The organism is Paracoccus sp. PAR01, assembly GCF_014851995.1.
Classification (GTDB): domain Bacteria; phylum Pseudomonadota; class Alphaproteobacteria; order Rhodobacterales; family Rhodobacteraceae; genus Paracoccus; species Paracoccus litorisediminis.
On record NZ_JACVAW010000008.1, the window covers coordinates 99,252 to 117,649 of the forward strand.

The window sequence follows — 18,398 nt, forward strand, 5'->3', positions numbered from 1 at the left end:
TCGGACCCGAGGGTTTCGATATGGCCCGCGACCTTAGCGGCCGTCTGGTCGACAAGAACCCGTCCTTCACCGCCATCGCGCCGAATATCACCCCCGCCTCGCGTATCGCGGATTGGAGCGATGCCGATCTGGCCCGCGCGATCCGCGAGGGGCTGCGTCCTGATGGCAGCCTGATTGGTCCGCCCATGCCCTTTACCATGTATAGGGGCCTCGGCGATGAGGATCTGGCCTCGATCGTGATGTACCTGCGCAGCATTCCCGCGGTCGAGGGTGATCCGGGCAAGTCGGAATATGCGATCCCGCTGCCGCCTGCCTACGGTCCTCCGGTCGCCAGCGTGACCCCACCCGCGCGCGGCGTCAGTGCGGAATATGGTGCCTATCTGGCCGGGCCGATCAGCCACTGCATGGAATGCCACACACCGATGGGACCGCAGGGGCCGATGGTCGACAAGCGGTTGGGGGCAGGGGGTTTCGAGTTTCACGGGCCCTGGGGCGTCGCCGTCGCCGCCAATCTGACGAATGGTCCGGATGGGCTGGTCGACTATTCCGATGGCGAGCTGAAGACGATGATCACGCAGGCGAAACGGCCCGACGGCACCGCAATGCTGCTGCCGATGCCCTATCCCTATCTGGCGAAGATGACGCCCGAGGATCTGGACGCGATCGTGCTGTATCTGCGCAAACTTCCCGCGCTGCCCGATCAGGAGTAAAAAGAAGGGGGGCTGTCTGCCCCCCATCCCCTGCGGGGACACCCCCCGAGGATATTTAGGCAAGAAAGAAGCCCGGTCAGTTCAGCGCCTTGTCAGAGATGGCGTGGGTCCATGCCCCTTCCGGCGCTTTCGAGATCACCGGGTCCGAGCCGCCCGAGAGCAGCGTCTCGACCGTGCGCTTGAAATCGGATTCATCCAGCGTGCCGGTCGATCCGGCGGTCAGCTTGGCGATTTCTCCGGCCATGCGGGTCTGGTGCTCGATGGTCTGGGCGCCAGTTTCGTCGTTTTCCAGAACGATCTCGGCGGCCTCGGCCGGATGTTCCTCGGCGTATTTCCAGCCTTTCATGCTGGCGCGCACAAAGCGGGTCAGCTTGTCGGCCATAGCGGGGTCGTTCAGCTTTTCTTCAAGTACGTAGAGCCCGTCTTCCAGCGTGGCGACGCCCTGATCGTCATATTTGAAGGTGACGAGTTCTTCGGGTTTGATGCCTGCGTCGATGACCTGCCAATATTCGTTATAGGTCATGGTGCTGATGCAGGCGGCCTGTTTCTGCAGCAGAGGATCGACGTTGAAGCCCTGTTTCAGCACGGTCACGCCATCGGGGCTGCCATCGGTTTTCAGGCCCAGATGGTTCATCCAACTGAGGAAGGGATATTCGTTCCCCGAGAACCAGACGCCCAAAGTCTTGCCCTTGAAATCGGTCTTGGGGTCGGCGACGCCGCTTTCCTTGAGGCAGGTCAGCATCATCCCGGATTTCTTGAAGGGCTGGGCGATATTGACGATGGGCAGGCCCTTTTCGCGGGCGGCCAAGGCGGCGGGCATCCATTCGACGGTGACATCCGCGCCGCCCCCGGCCAGCACCTGCACCGGGGCGATGTCGGGGCCGCCGGGCTTGATGGTGACGTTCAGGCCCTCTTCCTCGTAGAAGCCCTTGTCCTTGGCAACGTAATAACCGCCGAACTGGGCTTGCGTGACCCATTTCAGTTGCAGCGTCAGGTCATCCGCCGCCGAGGCCGCGCCCGCCATCAGCGAAAGCAGACCCGCCGAAATCAGGAATTTCTTCATCACTCTCTCCACTGTTGAGGGCTCTTGGCCCCGGCTTATTGGCGCTGCGAGGGGTGCCAGAAGGTTACCCGCCTCTCGATCAGCGCAACAATTCCATAAAAGGCGGTTCCGGCCAGTGCCGCGACCAGAATTTCGGCCCAGACCAGCGGCATGTTGAGCTGGCCCACGGCGGTCGAGATACGAAAGCCCATGCCACGGGTGGGGCTGCCGAAGAACTCGGCGACGATGGCCCCGATCAGCGCCAGCGTCGTGGTGATCTTGAGCCCGTTAAACAGGAACGGCATCGCGGCGGGCAGGCGCAGCTTCAGCAAGGCCTGTGTATAGCTGGCCCCCCAGGTCGCGATCTGGTCGCGGGCCAAGGCATCGGTGGCCTTGAGTCCCGCAACCATGTTCACAAGGATCGGGAAGAAGACCATGACAACGACGACGGCGGCTTTGGACTGCCAGTCGAAGCCGAACCACATGACAAGGATTGGCGCGATGCCGACGATGGGCAGGGCCGCGACAAAGTTCCCGATGGGCAGCAGGCCCCGTTGCAGGAAGGGCGAGCGGTCGATGGCGATGGCGGTGGCGACCGCAGCGGCGGTGCCAATCAGCCAACCGGACAGCGCGCCCTTCAGGATGGTCTGCACGAAATCGCCCCAGAGCAGAGGCAGGTTGGCCCCGAACGCCGTCCAGATCTGGCTGGGGGCGGGCAGGATCACGGCGGGAATGGCAAAGCTGCGGCAGGCCATCTCCCACAGGATCAGAATGGTTGCGCCGAAGATCAGCGGCACCAGCGCCGATGGGATCGGGCCGCGATACCGCGCAAGCCATGTGTTCAGGCCAAACGCGCCCAGCCAGACCGCGATCAGGGGCAGGGCGGCGGTCATCGCGCCAGCCCCATGCGTTTCAGGGTGACACGCTCGATTCCGCTGATCACCATGACCAAGGCCGCGGCCAGTGCTGCGGCGGCGAAAAGCGCGGCCCAGATCTGGATCGTCTGGCCGTAATAGCTGCCCGAAAGCAGCCTTGCGCCCAAGCCCGCCGTTGCCCCCGCAGGCAATTCGCCGACGATGGTGCCGACCAGCGCCGCCGCCACCGCGACCTTGAGGCTGGCGAACAGGTAGGGCATGGCCGAGGGTAGCCGCAGCCGCCAGAAGGCCTGCGCGCGCGAGGCGTTCCAGCTGTGCATCAGGTCCATCTGCATCCGGTCGGGCGTCCGCAGCCCCTTGACCATGCCGACCAGCACCGGAAAGAAGGAAAGCCACGCCGCGATCATCGCCTTGGGAACCAGTCCGGTCACGCCAGCACTGGCAAAGACCACGATGACCATGGGCGCAATCGCCAGAATAGGCACGGTCTGGCTCGCAATGGCCCAAGGCATGACCGACAGATCCATGACCCGGCTATGCACGATCCCCACTGCCAGCAGGATGCCCGCAAGACTGCCAATGGCAAAGCCCGCGAGCGTCGCCGACAGCGTGACGCCCGCGTGCCAGACAAGGCTGCGCTTCGAGGTGATCTTCTGCCCCGCAACCCCGTCCCAGACACCCTTTGCGACCTGATGCGGGGCGGGCAGAACCGGGCGTTCCTGTGTCATGGTCGCGCGGATCAGCGCCGGCATGGTCAGGCTTGTTCCGGCCCGCGCCGCCTGATCGCGCGCCCAAGGCGCATTCAGGGCGACGGCTGCGACATACCAGCCAAGGATGATGCCGCAAAGCACGGTCAGAACGGGCAGGGCATGTTTCATTGCCACGCCTCAATCATAGCTGTGCCCCTCGCGCAGTCCCTCGCGGACCTCTTGCGCGATGCGGATGAATTCGGGCGTATCGCGGATCTCCAGCGGGCGCTCGCGTGGCAGGGTACTGTCGATGATGCGGGTAATGCGACCGGGGCGCGGGGACATGACAACGATCTTGGTGGACAGATACACCGCCTCGGGGATCGAGTGGGTGACAAAGCCGATGGTCTTGCCGGTCTTGGCCCAAAGCTCCAGAAGGGCGGCGTTCAGGCGGTCGCGCACGATTTCGTCCAGCGCGCCGAAGGGTTCGTCCATCAGCAGGATATCGGCGTCGAAGGCCAGCGCCCGCGCGATGCTGGCGCGTTGCTGCATTCCCCCGGAAAGCTGCCACGGGAATTTGCCGCCAAAGCCCAAAAGCTCGACCATATCCAGAACGCGGGCAATCCGTTCAGCGCGATCTGTCTTTGAAAACCCCATGATTTCAAGCGGTAGAGAGATATTCCCCGAAATCGTCCGCCATGGATAAAGCCCCGGTGCCTGAAAGACATAGCCATAGGCCCGCGCGCGCCGTGCCTCATCGGCGCTAAGGCCGTTGACGCCGATCCGGCCCGCGGTCGGGGTTTCCAGCGCGGCGATGGTGCGCAGGAAGGTGGTCTTGCCGCAGCCGGATGGACCGATGAAGCTGACGAATTCGCCTTTGCCGATGGTCAGGTCCACGTCCTTCAGGGCATGGACCGGGCCGTCGGCGGTCTGGAAAGTCAGGCTGACGCCCTGCGCCTCGATGACCGACAACTCAGACCCCGCTGGCCGGGATGCCGGAACGTTCGACCGGGCGGGGCGCGGTCAGCTCCTTCCAAGCTGATAGCGCGCGGTTGACGGCGGGCCGTGCCTCGCGGGCGACGAATTCGCCATGGCCTTCGTGGCTGTCGACCTTGCCTTCGGTCACGGCTAAGACTCCACGGGTCAGGGTGAAACGCGGCAGGCCCTTGACCTTGATCCCCTCGAAGACATTGTAATCGATGGCAGATTGCTGCGTCCCGGCGCTGATGGTCTTTTCCGCCTCGGGGTCCCATACGACCAGATCGGCATCCGAGCCGATCAGAACCGCGCCCTTCTTCGGATACATGTTCAGGATCTTGGCAATATTGGTCGAGGTGACGGCCACAAACTCGTTCGGGGTCAACCGCCCGGTCCCTACGCCCTTCGTCCACAACACCGGCATTCGATCCTCAAGGCCGCCCGTCCCGTTCGGGATCTTGGTGAAATCACCGAGCCCATAGCGCTTCTGCTGGGTGGTAAAGGCGCAATGATCGGTGGCAACGCAGGACAGACTGCCCGATTGCAACCCGGCCCACAGGCTGTCCTGATGCAGCTTGTTGCGGAACGGAGGTGACATCACCCGCCGCGCCGCATGGTCCCAATCCGCGTTGAAATACTCGCTTTCGTCCAGCACCAGATGCTGGATCAGCGGCTCGCCCCAGACCCGCTTGCCCTGCGCCCGCGCCCGGCGGATCGCCTCATGTGCATCCTCGCAGGACGTATGAACCACATAAAGCGGCACACCCGCCATGTCGGCGATCATGATGGCGCGATTGGTGGCCTCACCCTCGACCTGCGGCGGGCGGGAATAGGCGTGACCCTCGGGGCCCACATTCCCCTCGGCCAGCAGGCGCGCCGACAACTCGGCCACGACATCGCCATTCTCGGCATGGACCAGCGCGACGCCGCCCAGATCGCCGACCCGGCGGAATGACGAAAACATCTCGTCATCGTTCACCATCAAGGCGCCTTTATAGGCCATGAAATGCTTGAAGCTGGTGATGCCACGCTTCACCACCTCGTCCATCTCGTCAAAGACCTGCTCGCCCCACCATGTCACGGCCATGTGGTAGCTGTAATCGCAATGCGCTCGGCCGGATTTGTTGTCCCACATCTTCAGCGCATCCAGCAGCCCCTGATCGGGCGAGGGCAGGACGAAATCCACCACCATGGTCGTGCCGCCGGCCAGCGCCGCCCGCGTGCCGGACTCGAAATCATCGGCGGAATAGGTGCCCATGAAGGGCATTTCCAGATGGGTATGCGGGTCGATCCCGCCCGGCATGACATAGCAGCCAACGGCATCCAGCACCTTTTCGCCCACCAGTCCTTCGCCAATCGCGACGATCCGGCCGCCATCGATCAGCACATCGGCCTTGTAGCTCAGATCAGCGGTGACGATGGTGCCGCCCTTGATGACCGTGCTCATCCCTCAACCCTTCTTTCTTGCAAAAATATCCCGGGGGTGCGGGGGCAGCGCCCCCGCGATGTCACGCGACGATCTCGGCCGTTTCCAGCACCGCATGCAGCAGCACGTCAGCCCCGCCTGAGGCCCATTCCGGGCTGATCTCCTCGGCCTCGTTATGGGACAGCCCGTCGACACAGGGGCACATGATCATCACCGTCGGCGCGACCTTGTTGACCCAGCAGGCGTCATGGCCCGCGCCCGAGACGATATCCATCCGGCTGTAACCCAGCCGGTCAGCGGCAGAACGTACCCGTTCGACCAGGGCCGCATCGAAGGCCGGAGGGTCGAACTGCCCCACCACCTCTGCGGAAAATTCGCATCCCAGATCCGAGCAGATCGCGGGTGCGCGGGTGTTGAACTCCTCAACCATGGCCAGCAGCACGGGCAGCAGGTGGCTGCGGAAATCGACTGTGAAAACAACTTTTTCGGCGATGATGTTGCGGCTGTTCGGATAGACGTCGATATGGCCGATCGCACCCACGGCAGCGGGCTGATGCTTCATCGCGATCTCATGGACCAGCTCGGTCAGTTGCGCCAAGCCGCGCCCGGCATTCCGGCGCATCCGCATCGGCGTCGAGCCGGTATGCTGGCCCTTGCCGGTCACCGTGCATTCGATCCAGCGCAGCCCTTGGCCATGGGTCACGACGCCGATCTGCACCCCGTCCGCCTCAAGGATCGGGCCCTGTTCAATATGGTATTCGAACATGGCGTGGATCTTGCGATCGCCGGGCTTTTCCTCGCCCTTCCAGCCGATCCGCTCAAGCTCATCGCCAAAGGTCTTGCCCTTGGCATCATGGCGCGCATAGGCGAAATCCTGTTCGATCACCCCAGCGAACACGCCCGAGGCCAGCATGGCCGGGGCAAAGCGCGTGCCTTCCTCATTCGTCCAGTTGGTGACCACGATGGGCCGGCGCGTCCGCACGCCCAGATCACGGATCGAGCGGATGACCTCAAGGCCCGCCAGCACGCCCAGAACGCCGTCATATTTCCCGCCCGTGGGCTGGGTATCCAGATGGCTGCCGATATAGACCGGGTCCAGATCGGGATCAGTCCCCTCATGGCGGAAGAACATGTTGCCCATCTGATCGACGGTCATCGCCATGCCTGCTTCCTCGCACCAATGCTGGAACAGGCGGCGGCCTTCGGCGTCCTCGTCGGTCAGGGCCTGACGGTTATTGCCGCCCGCGATGCCGGGGCCGATCTTGGCCATCTCCATCAGGCTGTCCCACAGCCGGTCGCCATCGACCTTCATGTTGGCCGCGGGCATGACAGCCGTATCCGTTCCGCCGGGGGCAGTGGTCATCGCATCTTCCTTCCTGTCTGGCCGCCGTCTTCTGCGGACGGTCGGCGGGATCGGTCTTGGGACGTGACATGCCTGAAAGGCACTCTGACCCTTTCGTCGCAAATTATTGACCATTTGGTCAGGATCAGGCTAGCACGGGTCCATAGGCAGTCAAGCGCGGCGATGTCAGTCCTTAGTCCGATGCCGCGCCTTTCACGGAAAACCCATGCAGGAACAGCCGCGTCGGCAAAGCCGCATCCAGAGAAAGAACCGCGAAACGATCCTGACCGCCGCGTTGCGTGAATTTTCGGCACGGGGATTCGCCGGGACCACCATCGACCAGATCGCCGAGGCGGCGGGCCTGTCGAAACCCAATGTGCTGTATTATTTCCAGTCCAAGGACGCGATCCATACCGAGCTTCTGCGCGGGCTGATGGATCTGTGGCTGGGGCCGTTGCGCGATATGCGGGCAGAGGGCGATCCGGCGGACCAGATCCTTGCCTATGCCCGGCGCAAACTGGAAATGTCGCGCGACTACCCGCAGGAAAGCCGACTTTTCGCCAATGAGGTGCTGCAGGGCGCGCCACGGCTGCAACCGATCCTTGGCGGCGAACTGCGCGAACTGGTCGAGGAAAAATCCGCCCTCATCGCGCTCTGGATCGCCGAGGGCCGCATCGCCCCGGTCGATCCACATCATCTGCTGTTCTCGATCTGGGCGCTGACCCAGCATTACGCCGATTTCGAGGTGCAGGTCAGGGCCGTGCTTGGCCCCGACCACGATCCCTATGCCGAGGCAGAGGTCTTTCTTGACCAGCTCTACCGGCGGATGCTGCGGGTTCAGCCGCGGGAATAGACGTCCTCGTAGCGCACGATGTCGTCCTCACCCAAGTAAACACCGGTCTGGACTTCGATCAGCACCATCGGCACCTTGCCGGGGTTTTCCATGCGATGCACAGCACCCAGCGGGACATAGATCGACTGGTTTTCGGTCACCAGTGTCACCACCTCATTGACCGTCACCCGCGCTGTGCCGCTGACCACGATCCAGTGTTCGGACCGGTGGAAATGCGATTGCAGCGACAGCGCCGCGCCGGGATTGACGACGATGCGCTTGACCTGGAAGCGGTCGGCCAGGGCCAGCGTCTCGAACCAGCCCCACGGACGGTGATCGCGCAGAAAGGTCTCGGCCTGACGCGCGCCCTTGGATTTCAGCGCGCTGACGGCCTTGCGGACCTCTTGCGCGCGGTCCATTCCGGCCACCAGCACGGCATCGTTGGTGGTGACGACCATCACGTCCTTCAGCCCGATGCCGACGACCTCGATCCCTTCATCCTGCGAGCGCAGCAGCACATTGTCGCAATCGATCGCGGTCGAGCGGGTGTCGGTGACATTGCCGCGTTCGGTGGTGGCATCTTGCGCCTCGCGCCAGACCGCGTCCCAACCGCCAAGGTCGGACCAGTGGCCGGAAAAACGCACGACGGACAGGTTGTCGGCCTTTTCCAGCACCGCATAGTCGATGGACAGGTCGGGCAGGCTGTCCCATGGCGCGGCGGCTAGCCGCAGGAATCCCAGATCGGTTTTCGCCGTTCCCAGCGCCTCTTCGACCGGGGAAAGGAATTCCGGGGCATGGGTGCGGAAAGCCTCGATCATGGTGCGGGCCGAGAACAGGAAGATGCCCGCGTTCCACAGGAAATTGCCCTGCGCGATCATCGCTTCCGCGGTGGCGACATCGGGTTTTTCGACGAAGCGTTTCAGCGTCACCGGACCTTCGCCCGCGCCCGCCGCCTCCATGTAGCCATAACCCGTCTCGGGGCGGGTCGGGGTGATGCCAAAGGTCACGATCTGGCCCATCTGCGCGGCAGACACGCCCAGCTCGACCGCGCGGCCAAAGGCCTCGGCGTCGGGCACGACGTGATCCGAGGGTGCGACCAGCAGCAGCCCTTCCGGGTCGGTCCGCGCCACGGTCAGGGCGGCGGCAAGGATCGCGGGGGCGGTGTTCCGGCCCGAGGGCTCGATCAGGATGGCCGAGGGGGCAATCCCGATCTGGTCGAGTTGCTCGGCCACGATGAAGCGGAAATCGGCATTGGTCATGACCAGCGGGGCGCCAAAGCGCGCACCCGACAGCCTGCGGGCCGAGGCCTGGAACAGCGATTCCTCTCCGACCAGCGGCGCGAATTGCTTGGGAAAGCTTTTGCGAGAGACCGGCCAAAGCCGGGTGCCCGATCCGCCAGCCAGAAGAACAGGGGTCATCACCATGCCATCACTCCATGGGGGTCGTTTCGTTATTGTCCGCCAAGCTCTTTATCCGCCGCGAATTTCCGGGCGGCAAGTCGCAACCTTAGTAACCGCGCATGCGGTCGACACGGTAAAGCAATGCCTCGTCCCGCATGGCGCGGCGCAGGTTTTCCGCGGCGACCAGCGCAGCTGTCGCCGGGCGGGTCTCGGCGGCGATATGGGGCGTCACCGTCACGCGGGGATGCGACCAGAACGGGTGGTCCGGCGGCAACGGCTCGGTCCGGAAGACATCCAGCACGGCATGGCCGGGGTGGTTGCGATCCAGCGCGGTCAGCAATGCCGCATCGTCGATCAGCGTGCCGCGACCGGCATTGATGATCGTCGCGCCTTCGGGCAGCAGGGCAAGGCGGTCGGCATCCAGCAGGTTGCGGGTTTCAGGCGTGTCGGGCAGCAGGCAGATCAGGATCTCGGCCCGCGCCAGTGCCAGTTCCAGCTGATCTCCGGCAAGGACCGGGATGCCCTCGACCGGGCGACCCGATTGCGACCAGCCGGCGACATCAAAGCCAAGCCCGGCCAGCGTCGCGGCCACGGCGCGACCCAGTTCGCCCATGCCCAGCACGGTGACTTCGCGATCCGAGGCCAATGGCGGCGTCATCCCTTGCCGCCAGACCCCGTCCTGCGGGTAATTGTCCATGCCCAGATGGGCGCGCATGGCCCAGCCGGTGCAATATTCGACCATGCCCTGCGCCAGCCCCGGATCGACCATGCGGCACAAGGGCTGGGTCAGTGTCGGGTTGGTCACGATCCGCTCGACCCCGGCCCACAGGCTTTGCACCACGCGGGCATTCACGAAGGGGCTGAAGTCCAGCTCGGTTCCGTCCTCGGGGTAGCCGGGCGCATAGATCAGCGCATCGAAACTGTCGGGCGCGCCGTCGCGGGTCAGCTCGATCTCGGGGCAGGCGGCGCGCAGTGCGGGGGCCCAGTCATCCCACAGACGTGCGGGGGCGGCGAACAGCACCCGCATCAGCGCGGCCTGTGGACATGGGCGGATTGCAGGATGCCAAAGCCCATCAGCAAGATCATCAGCGAAGTCCCCCCATAACTGACCAGCGGAAGGGGCGAGCCCTTGGCTGGAAGCATCCCCATCACCGTGGCCATATTGATCGAGAAGTACAGAAAGAATGTCCCGGCGATGCCGATGGTCATCAGACTGGCGAAACGGTCCCGGTTGGTCAGTGCCGAATGCAGGCAGAAGCCAAGGATCAGCACGTACAGCATCAGCAGCGTCCCCGCGCCGACAAAGCCGAATTCCTCGGCCAGCGAGGTGAAGATGAAGTCGGTGTGCTTCTCGGGCAGGAAGTTCAGCCGTGACTGCGTGCCCTGCATGAAGCCGCGTCCTGACCAGCCGCCCGATCCCAGCGCGATCTGCGCCTGCATGATGTTGTAGCCCGCGCCCAGCGGGTCCGAGCCGGGATCAAGGAAGGTGTCGATGCGCTTGAACTGGTATTCGTGCAGCAACTGCCAATCTGTGCCGCGGCTTTCCATCACCGCGGTGATCAGGCCGACGACGATGGCAATGACCGCGCCGAAATACCAAAGGCTGACGCCTGCCGCGAACATCACGATGCCGCCGCCCGCAATCAGCATGATCGAGGTGCCAAGGTCGGGCTGCATCAGCACCAAAGCCGTCGGCGTCAGGATCAGCAGGACCGGGATCAGCACCCAAAGCGGGCGCGAGACCTTTTCGATCGGCAGCCAGTCGTAATAGGCGGCCAGCGTCATCACGAAGGCGATCTTGGTCAGTTCCGATGGCTGGATGCGGATCGGGCCAAGGACCAGCCAGCGCTGTGCGCCCATGCCGACATGTCCCATGACCTCGACGCCGACCAGCAGCAGCACGCAGATCACATAGGCCACGACCGCGATCGAGCGCCAGAACCAGATCGGCACGAAAGCCAGCCCGAACATGATCGCCATGCCGGCGACGAAACGCTCCATCTGCGGCATGGCCCAGCGGTCAATATCCCCGCCCGAAACCGAGTAGAGCATCAGGAATCCGATGCAACTGACTGCGGTGACAAGGAAAACCAGCGGCCAGTTCAGATACAGGACCTTGCGCCAGCCGGTCGGGACGCGCTCGACCGAATAATCCAGATAGCTCATGTCAGGCCTTCGCTCGGGCGGTCTTGCTGGCCGGTTCGGGCATGAGGTTCATCTTGGACCACATTTCCTCGACCTTGGCGCGCTCTCCGTCCGGATAGGCGGACAGGGGCGGCAAGCCGTCGGCCAGCGCGAAAAGCAGGATGTCGCGGGCGATGGGCGCCGCGACGGCCGAGCCGCCTCCGCCATGCTCGACCACGACCGAAACCGCATAGCGCGGCATCTCATAGGGAGCGAAGCAGACGAACAGGGCGTGGTCACGCCGGTTCCACGGCAGCTGGTCGTTCGAGATGACGCCCCGCGCCCGTTCGGCAGCGGTGATGTTGCGGACCTGACTGGTGCCGGTCTTGCCCGCCATCTGCCATTCGGGGGCCACGATCCGGGCGCGACGCGCCGTGCCGTGGCTGCCGTTCATCACCGCGTCCATGCCGCCGCGTGCTGTGCGCAGGTGCAGCGGGTTGATTCCCAGATCGGCGAACTCGGGTACCGGCTGGACGACGCCGTCGATGGCGCGGACCAGACGGGGAATGACTTCCTTGCCGGTGGCGACGCGCGCCGCCATCACCGCAAGCTGCAGGGGCGAGGCCAGCACATAGCCCTGACCGATCGAGGCGTTGATCGAATCGCCAACCTGCCATTCCTGCTTGTAGCGGGCCATCTTCCATGCGCGGTCGGGGGCGATGCCCTCGGTGATCGCGGACATCGGCAGGTCGTGGCGCACCCCGATGCCCATGCGGCGGGCCATGGCGGCGATGCGGTCGATGCCGACCTTCTGGGCCAGTTCGTAGTAATAGACGTCGCAGGACTGTTCGAGGCTGCGCACCGCGTCGACCGTGCCGTGGCCACCCTTGCTCCAGCAATGGAAGCGGCGGCCCGCGACCTGAATGTAGCCGGGACAGAAGAAGCGCGATCCGGGATTGATCACCCCGGCCTCCAGCCCGGCCAGCAGCGTCACCATCTTGAAGGTCGAGCCGGGCGGGTAGGCGCCCTGCACGGTCTTGTCCGCCAGCGGGCGGTGGTCGTGCTGCATCAGCTCCTTGTAGTCGGTCGAGCTGATGCCGCGCACGAATTTGTTCGGATCGAAGCCCGGCGAGGAGGAGATCGCCACAATATCACCATTGGTCACGTCGATGACCACGGCGGCGGCGCTTTCATTGCCCAGCCGCTGCGCGGCATAGTTCTGCAGCCGTGCGTCCATGGTGGTCTGGACCGTCGCGCCCTGCTGGCCCTCTTGGCGGGACAGTTCGCGCATTTCGCGGCCAGCGCTGTTCACCTCGACCCGGCGAGAGCCCGCCTTGCCGCGCAAGGGCTCCTCAAGCTTGGCCTCCATGCCGATCTTGCCCAGCTGGAATTCCGGCAGGCGCAGGACGGGATCGGGGTTCTCGATCTTGGACAGATCGAAATCCGAGACCGGGCCGACATAGCCCAGCACATGCGAGAAATCGCCCGCGCGGGGATAGCTGCGCGACAGGCCGGATTCCGGGGTGACGCCGGGCAAAGCAGGCGCATTCAGCGCGATCGAGGAGAATTCCTGCCACGTGAGCCTATCGGCGACCATGACCGGGGTGACGGCGCTGCGGCGGCGGATCTCGGTGATCAGCTCGGCGGCTTGGCGGTCGTTCATCGGGATGATGCGGCGCAAACGCGCCACCACGGTCGAGATGTCGCCCGCATCTTCGCGGGTCAACGTCACGCGGTAATTCTGTTCATTCCCGGCGATCACCGTGCCATTGCGGTCAAGGATCAGCCCGCGTGCCGGGGGCAGCAGGCGGATCTTGATCGAGTTGCCATCCGACAGCATCCGGTATTCTTCGGCATGTTCCAGCTGCATCGAGCGCAGCTTGAGGCCCAGCGTGCTGATGACGGCGGCCTGAATGACCCCCAGCATCAGCACCCGACGCGAGATCAGGCGGCTGCTTTCGGCGATTTCCCTTTGCGACTTGCGCATGGCGGTCAGCGTTGCCTCGTTTCGGAATCGACCTGGCTGCGGCGCAGGCCCAAAGGCCAGCGCATCAGCCCCACGACGATCGGATAGGCGGCCGTCGTGGCGATGAATTGCAGGATCGCCTGTCCCAGCGGCGGCCGGGGCAGGAAGAACAGCGCAAGGGTGAAGCGGCAGGCCAGCAGCATCAGCGCCAGCAGCACGGCCACCCGCAGCCATTCAATCATGAATGGCAACTCACGCCAATGCTGCTCGCGGCGGCGGGCAGCCTCGGTTCCCATGACGACGATCGCGGCCCACAGGCCCAAGGGGCGCAGCAGCAGGATGTCTTCCAGCAGGAACAACGCCGCGATGATCAGCACCGGGGCCTGTTCGGGTCGCCGCAGCACCCAGCCTATGCTCAGGCAGATCGCCAGATCCGGCCCCGGCCAGATTACCCGGCCGGGATTGAGCGGCATCAACCGCAGGAACAGGATGGCAAGGAACAGCAGAATGAACAGGATCTGCCCCGCCAGCCGGTGGCGTCGGGCCTGCTCAATCATTGTCCTGCCCGTCGGGATTGGGCTCGGCTTCGGGCAGGTCCGGGGCCGGTTGGATGGCCCCTTCGGCTGCCGGGTCAGGCTTCAGTGCCGCCGGGTCCACATCCATGGCCGGGGGCATCGGCGGGCCGATGAACTCGGCCGGGGGCGGCGGAATCAGCAGCCCGGTATCGGCCAGCCGCTCGGACGGGTGGCTGCGCAGCACGCGCAGGAATTCCAGCCGCCCGTAATCGGCGGACAGCCGCACGCGCAGCCTGCCATCGCTGGCCTGCGCCACCTGACCGACCGGCAGGCCGGGCGGGAAGACGCCGCCATCGCCCGAGCTGATCACCCGGTCGCCCGGACGCAGGTTCTCGGGGCTTTCGATGAAATCCAGCGCCGGGAACGAGGTATTGTCGCCGCTCAGCAGCGCATGCTGCCCGGAAGGCAGGATGTTCACCGGAATCCGGCTGGAGGGATCGGTCAGCAGCATGACGCGGCTGGTGGTTTCACCCACGCCGGAAATCCGACCGACAAGGCCCAACCCGTCCATCGTCGCCCAGCCGTCCAGAATGCCGTCGCGCGCGCCCACGTTCAGCAGGACCGATTGCCGGAAGGCGGTGCCGCTATCGGTCAGCACCACCCCCGAAACCGAGGTCAGCGCAGGATCGATGCGGACATTGTTCTGCGCCAGCAGCTTGGCATTTTCTTGCTCAAGCTGGACCGAGGCCTCTTTCCATGCCGACATCTTCTGCAACTCGCGCCGCAGTTCCTGGTTCTGTTCGTATAGCCGTGCATAGGATTCGAACCCGGCGACCATGCGGCTTAGCCGCGTCACCGGGGCCATCGCCCATTCGAAGCCCGGCACGAAGCGGTCGATCACCATGGACCGGATCCGCTCGGCGCGGGGGCTGTCGATCTGCCAGAACAGGAAGATCGACAGCAGCAGCAGGATCAGCAGCGAAACCAGGACGCGCCGGACCGGAGCCACATAATCGGGGCCCTTGCGTGCCACAGCCTGTCCCGATCAGCTGTCGTAGTCGATGACGTGGCGCAGCTGCTTTTCGAACTCCAGCGCCTTGCCGGTGCCAAGTGCGACGCAGCTCATCGGCTGATCGGCCAGCGTGATCGAAAGGCCGGTCTGCTCGCGCAGCGCCAGATCCAGATCGCCCAGCATCGCGCCGCCACCGGTCAGCATGACACCGCGGTCGACGATATCGGCTGCCAGATCCGGAGGGGTGGCTTCCAGCGCGACCATGACGGCCTCGCAGATCTGCTGCACCGGCTCGGCCAGCGCCTCGGCGACCATGGCTTGGGTGATCTCCATTTCCTTGGGGATCCCGTTCAGCAGGTCGCGGCCACGAACCATGATCGTCGCGCCACGGCCGTCATCGGGCATGCGGGCGGTGCCGATCTGGGTCTTGACCCGCTCGGCGGTGGATTCGCCGACCAGCAGGTTGTGGTTGCGGCGCAGGTAGTTGATCAGTGCGTCATCCATGCGGTCGCCGCCGATACGGACCGAGCGTGCGTAAACCACGTCGCCCAGCGACAGGACTGCCACTTCCGTGGTGCCACCGCCGATATCGACGACCATGCTGCCGGTCGGTTCGGTGATGGGCATGCCCGCGCCGATGGCGGCTGCGATCGGTTCGGCGATCAGACCGGCCTTGCGCGCGCCAGCCGACAGAACCGACTGACGGATCGCGCGTTTCTCGACCGGGGTCGCGCCATGCGGCACGCAGACGATGATCTTGGGCTTCGAGAAGGTCGTGCGCCGGAACACTTTCTTGATGAAGTGCTTGATCATCTCCTCGGCGCTGTCGAAATCGGCGATGACGCCTTCGCGCATCGGACGAATGGCCTCGATGCTGCCGGGCGTGCGGCCCAGCATCAGTTTCGCATCCTCGCCGACGGCCAGAACCTGCTTCTTGCCGTCCTTGACGTGATAGGCGACGACCGAGGGCTCATTCAGGATGATCCCCTTGCCCTTGACATAGACCAGCGTGTTCGCTGTGCCGAGGTCGATCGCGATGTCGGTGGAAAACAACCCGCCAAAGGCCATCTGATTATCCCTTCTGCCGTCCCTGCCATGACGGCGTGTTTGCCGTCGTTTTTCGACGGCCATTGTCCGATTGCCCCGATGAGTCCCCTCATCGAAGTTGCCGGACATATATGCCCTGACATTGCCGTGGGAAACCGAAATATTCGGTTCATGGCAAAGCCGCGCCATTGGCTGCCGACCTTGTGCGGCTTGACCAGCGGCGGGTCCGGGCATGACCTGTCTGACAAAATCCTCACCATCAGGAAACGCGATATTTTGCAAGAGGATATCGCTTCCGGCGGTGAGGTCCGTGAGCATCTGAGCCTGATTGTACTCCGATATCGCCGTCCCTGTGCACACGACGAGGTTACTCGCCCTATGCGCGAGTTGGCGCTTTCTCGGCCAATGCGACTCGGATCTTGCGGGTGTCGGTTCTGCCGGACCAAAGGCGACGACGACTGCCGGTCGTTCGCGTACAGCCGCAACGGGCAGGATCGAAGGCGACGATAAGCGCTCGTGCGGCTTCGAAGACCGCGATTCGGTCGCAAGGGCCGCCTGCTGTCTCCCTTCGCCTTCTAAACAAAAAGGGACGGCCTGAAGCCGTCCCCCTGACAGTCGTCCCGAAACCTGGGGTCAGTGCGAATACATGCTGACCTGCTTGGAATCCGTACCCTCGCCAACCATCTCGCGGCGGACTTTCAGCCGGTTCAGAGCCCCGACATAGGCCTTGACGCTGGCCAGGATCGTGTCGGTATCGGCAGCCTGACCGGTGGCGATGCGGCCCTCTTCCTCCATGCGGACGCTGACCGTCGCTTGCGCGTCGGTACCTTCGGTCACGGCATGGACCTGATACAGCTGCAGCACGGCATTATGCGGCCAGATCGCCTTGACGGCGTTGAAGCAGGCATCGACCGGGCCGTCGCCCTCGGCATGGACGGTTTTTTCCTCGCCGCCGACGATCATGGTCAGGTCGGCCGATTGCCCGTCGCTGCCGCAAACCACGCGCAGGTGCTTGACCTGCAGGTAGTCGCTGTCGGTATTCGCGGTGCTGTCCTGCATCAGCGCGACCAGATCGTCGTCGTAGATTTCCTTCTTGCGGTCGGCCAGCGCCTTGAAGCGGACGAACACATCCTTCAGCTGGTTGTCGCCCAGTTCATAGCCCAGATCCCGCAGCTTCGAGCGCAGCGCGGCGCGGCCCGAATGCTTGCCCATGACGATGTTGGCCTCGTTCAGGCCGATATCGGCGGGGCGCATGATCTCGAAGGTCTCGACGTTCTTCAGCACACCGTCCTGATGGATGCCGGATTCGTGCAGGAAGGCGTTCTTGCCGACGATGGCCTTGTTGAACTGCACCGGAAAGCCCGAGACCTGGCTGACGCGGCGCGAGATGCCCATGATCTTGGTCGTGTCGATATGGGTGTCATAGGGCATGATGTCATGACGCACCTTCAGCGCCATGACGACCTCTTCCAGCGCCGTGTTGCCAGCGCGTTCACCCAGCCCGTTGATGGTGCATTCGATCTGGCGCGCGCCTGCCTCGACGGCGGCCAGAGCGTTCGCCGTCGCCATGCCCAGATCGTTGTGGCAATGCGTGGCAAAGATGATGTCATCCGCCCCAGGCACACGCTCCAGCAGCATTTGGATCAGTGCTGCAGATTCGCGCGGCGCGGTATAGCCCACGGTGTCAGGGATGTTGATCGTGGTGGCGCCCGCCTTGATCGCGATCTCGACCACGCGGCACAGATAGTCATGCTCGGTCCGGGTGGCGTCCATGGGCGACCATTGCACATTGTCGCACAGGTTGCGGGCATGGGTCACGGTCTGGTGAATGCGCTCGGCCATCTGGTCCATGTTCAGATTGGGAATGGCGCGGTGCAGCGGCGAGGTGCCGATAAAGGTGTGGATGCGCGGCTGGCGGGCATGCTTCACGGCCTCCCAGCAGCGGTCAATATCGGGCAGTTGCGCACGCGCCAGCCCACAGATCACCGAGTTCTTCGACAGTTTCGCGATCTCGCTCACGGCGGCAAAATCGCCTTCCGAGGCGATGGGGAAGCCCGCCTCGATGATGTCCACGCCCATCTCGTCCAGCATCTGGGCGATTTCCAGCTTTTCGGCATGGGTCATGGTTGCGCCGGGCGACTGCTCGCCGTCACGCAGGGTGGTGTCAAAGATCCATACGCGGTTCTTGTCGGTCATTTTCGGGAATCCTTCTTTACGCTACTCAGGTCCGGGCGCGGCCAAACTGAGCGGTAGCCCGGAGACCCGCTCAGCGCAGCGTAAGAAGAAGGAGACCGCGGAGGCTCACGGCGAAACGCGCGCCGATTTGCGCGTTCTGGGTCGTGGCGATGTGTCGCATCCGAGTCATGGCGCGGAATATAGAACCCCTGCCGCCGGCTTGAAAAGGCGGAAATTGACGTAACGGCGCAATTTCCACTGGCGA

At 64.2% G+C, this 18,398-nt stretch carries 16 protein-coding genes; 2 read left to right on the top strand and 14 right to left on the bottom strand.

Annotation, left to right across the window (positions count from 1 at the left end; genetic code table 11):
- Window positions 1-20: 20 nt before the first annotated feature.
- The gene (locus IB235_RS13920; RefSeq protein WP_192337227.1) at window positions 21-710 is read left to right on the top strand and encodes a c-type cytochrome; all 690 of its coding nucleotides are present in this window, start codon (window positions 21-23) and stop codon (window positions 708-710) included.
- Between the two features lie 76 nt (window positions 711-786).
- Here IB235_RS13920 and IB235_RS13925 read toward each other — a convergent pair whose 3' ends face one another.
- From IB235_RS13925 to IB235_RS13950, 6 genes are all read right to left on the bottom strand, one after another.
- Complete coding sequence (locus IB235_RS13925; RefSeq protein ID WP_192337228.1) at window positions 787-1,773, bottom strand: ABC transporter substrate-binding protein; 987 nt, start codon at window positions 1,771-1,773, stop codon at window positions 787-789.
- 35 nt (window positions 1,774-1,808) lie between these two features.
- Entirely contained in the window at window positions 1,809-2,645 is an 837-nt protein-coding gene (locus IB235_RS13930; protein ID WP_192337229.1) for an ABC transporter permease, read from the bottom strand.
- Window positions 2,642-3,505 (bottom strand): ABC transporter permease, encoded by an 864-nt coding sequence (locus IB235_RS13935; protein ID WP_192337230.1) that lies wholly within the window; start codon window positions 3,503-3,505, stop codon window positions 2,642-2,644. The genes IB235_RS13930 and IB235_RS13935 overlap by 4 nt, the downstream gene beginning before the upstream one ends.
- Before the next feature lie 9 nt (window positions 3,506-3,514).
- Complete coding sequence (locus tag IB235_RS13940) at window positions 3,515-4,288, bottom strand: ABC transporter ATP-binding protein (RefSeq protein WP_192337231.1); 774 nt, start codon at window positions 4,286-4,288, stop codon at window positions 3,515-3,517.
- A gap of 1 nt (window position 4,289) precedes the next feature.
- Entirely contained in the window at window positions 4,290-5,741 is a 1,452-nt protein-coding gene (gene hydA / locus IB235_RS13945; protein ID WP_192337232.1) for a dihydropyrimidinase, read from the bottom strand.
- Window positions 5,742-5,802: 61 nt separating this feature from the next.
- Window positions 5,803-7,047 (bottom strand): Zn-dependent hydrolase, encoded by a 1,245-nt coding sequence (locus tag IB235_RS13950; RefSeq protein ID WP_192337289.1) that lies wholly within the window; start codon window positions 7,045-7,047, stop codon window positions 5,803-5,805.
- Window positions 7,048-7,288: 241 nt separating this feature from the next.
- Between IB235_RS13950 and IB235_RS13955 the strand changes: the two genes are divergently transcribed.
- Window positions 7,289-7,915, top strand: coding sequence for a TetR family transcriptional regulator C-terminal domain-containing protein (locus IB235_RS13955; RefSeq protein ID WP_155039859.1), 627 nt, complete (start codon window positions 7,289-7,291; stop codon window positions 7,913-7,915).
- Here the strand turns inward: IB235_RS13955 and IB235_RS13960 are convergent.
- From IB235_RS13960 to IB235_RS13995, 8 genes are all read right to left on the bottom strand, one after another.
- On the bottom strand, window positions 7,900-9,318 hold the full coding sequence (locus IB235_RS13960) for a mannose-1-phosphate guanylyltransferase/mannose-6-phosphate isomerase (protein WP_192337233.1): 1,419 nt from the start codon (window positions 9,316-9,318) through the stop codon (window positions 7,900-7,902). The two genes, IB235_RS13955 and IB235_RS13960, sit on opposite strands and share 16 nt — an antisense overlap.
- An 82-nt stretch (window positions 9,319-9,400) precedes the next feature.
- Window positions 9,401-10,321, bottom strand: coding sequence for a glyoxylate/hydroxypyruvate reductase A (locus IB235_RS13965; protein WP_192337234.1), 921 nt, complete (start codon window positions 10,319-10,321; stop codon window positions 9,401-9,403).
- Window positions 10,321-11,460, bottom strand: a complete 1,140-nt coding sequence (gene rodA / locus IB235_RS13970) for a rod shape-determining protein RodA (RefSeq protein WP_155039856.1) — start codon at window positions 11,458-11,460, stop codon at window positions 10,321-10,323. Before rodA ends, IB235_RS13965 begins: the two co-directional genes overlap by 1 nt.
- Before the next feature lies 1 nt (window position 11,461).
- A complete protein-coding gene (gene mrdA, locus IB235_RS13975) occupies window positions 11,462-13,405 on the bottom strand; it encodes a penicillin-binding protein 2 (protein ID WP_155039855.1) in 1,944 nt (647 codons plus the stop codon).
- Window positions 13,406-13,410: 5 nt separating this feature from the next.
- On the bottom strand, window positions 13,411-13,941 hold the full coding sequence (locus tag IB235_RS13980; RefSeq protein ID WP_192337235.1) for a rod shape-determining protein MreD: 531 nt from the start codon (window positions 13,939-13,941) through the stop codon (window positions 13,411-13,413).
- Window positions 13,934-14,932, bottom strand: a complete 999-nt coding sequence (gene mreC / locus IB235_RS13985; protein ID WP_192337236.1) for a rod shape-determining protein MreC — start codon at window positions 14,930-14,932, stop codon at window positions 13,934-13,936. The genes IB235_RS13980 and mreC overlap by 8 nt, the downstream gene beginning before the upstream one ends.
- A 12-nt stretch (window positions 14,933-14,944) precedes the next feature.
- Window positions 14,945-15,979 (bottom strand): rod shape-determining protein, encoded by a 1,035-nt coding sequence (locus IB235_RS13990; protein ID WP_155039853.1) that lies wholly within the window; start codon window positions 15,977-15,979, stop codon window positions 14,945-14,947.
- A gap of 612 nt (window positions 15,980-16,591) precedes the next feature.
- Window positions 16,592-18,154: a 2-isopropylmalate synthase gene (locus IB235_RS13995; protein WP_192337237.1), complete on the bottom strand. Its 1,563-nt coding sequence runs from the start codon at window positions 18,152-18,154 to the stop codon at window positions 16,592-16,594.
- Between the last annotated feature and the right edge of the window lie 244 nt (window positions 18,155-18,398).

Bases quoted from the DNA above. Each gene is read 5' to 3' on its own strand.
- IB235_RS13990 (WP_155039853.1), bottom strand. From the start codon at position 15,979: ATGGCCTTTGGCGGGTTGTTTTCCACCGACATCGCGATCGACCTCGGC.
- mrdA (WP_155039855.1), bottom strand. From the start codon at position 13,405: ATGCGCAAGTCGCAAAGGGAAATCGCCGAAAGCAGCCGCCTGATCTCG.
- IB235_RS13935 (WP_192337230.1), bottom strand. From the start codon at position 3,505: ATGAAACATGCCCTGCCCGTTCTGACCGTGCTTTGCGGCATCATCCTT.
- IB235_RS13925 (WP_192337228.1), bottom strand. From the start codon at position 1,773: ATGAAGAAATTCCTGATTTCGGCGGGTCTGCTTTCGCTGATGGCGGGC.
- hydA (WP_192337232.1), bottom strand. From the start codon at position 5,741: ATGAGCACGGTCATCAAGGGCGGCACCATCGTCACCGCTGATCTGAGC.
- IB235_RS13920 (WP_192337227.1), top strand. From the start codon at position 21: ATGGCCCGCGACCTTAGCGGCCGTCTGGTCGACAAGAACCCGTCCTTC.
- IB235_RS13955 (WP_155039859.1), top strand. From the start codon at position 7,289: ATGCAGGAACAGCCGCGTCGGCAAAGCCGCATCCAGAGAAAGAACCGC.
- IB235_RS13995 (WP_192337237.1), bottom strand. From the start codon at position 18,154: ATGACCGACAAGAACCGCGTATGGATCTTTGACACCACCCTGCGTGAC.
- IB235_RS13960 (WP_192337233.1), bottom strand. From the start codon at position 9,318: ATGGTGATGACCCCTGTTCTTCTGGCTGGCGGATCGGGCACCCGGCTT.
- rodA (WP_155039856.1), bottom strand. From the start codon at position 11,460: ATGAGCTATCTGGATTATTCGGTCGAGCGCGTCCCGACCGGCTGGCGC.
- IB235_RS13980 (WP_192337235.1), bottom strand. From the start codon at position 13,941: ATGATTGAGCAGGCCCGACGCCACCGGCTGGCGGGGCAGATCCTGTTC.
- IB235_RS13965 (WP_192337234.1), bottom strand. From the start codon at position 10,321: ATGCGGGTGCTGTTCGCCGCCCCCGCACGTCTGTGGGATGACTGGGCC.
- IB235_RS13950 (WP_192337289.1), bottom strand. From the start codon at position 7,047: ATGCCCGCGGCCAACATGAAGGTCGATGGCGACCGGCTGTGGGACAGC.
- IB235_RS13930 (WP_192337229.1), bottom strand. From the start codon at position 2,645: ATGACCGCCGCCCTGCCCCTGATCGCGGTCTGGCTGGGCGCGTTTGGC.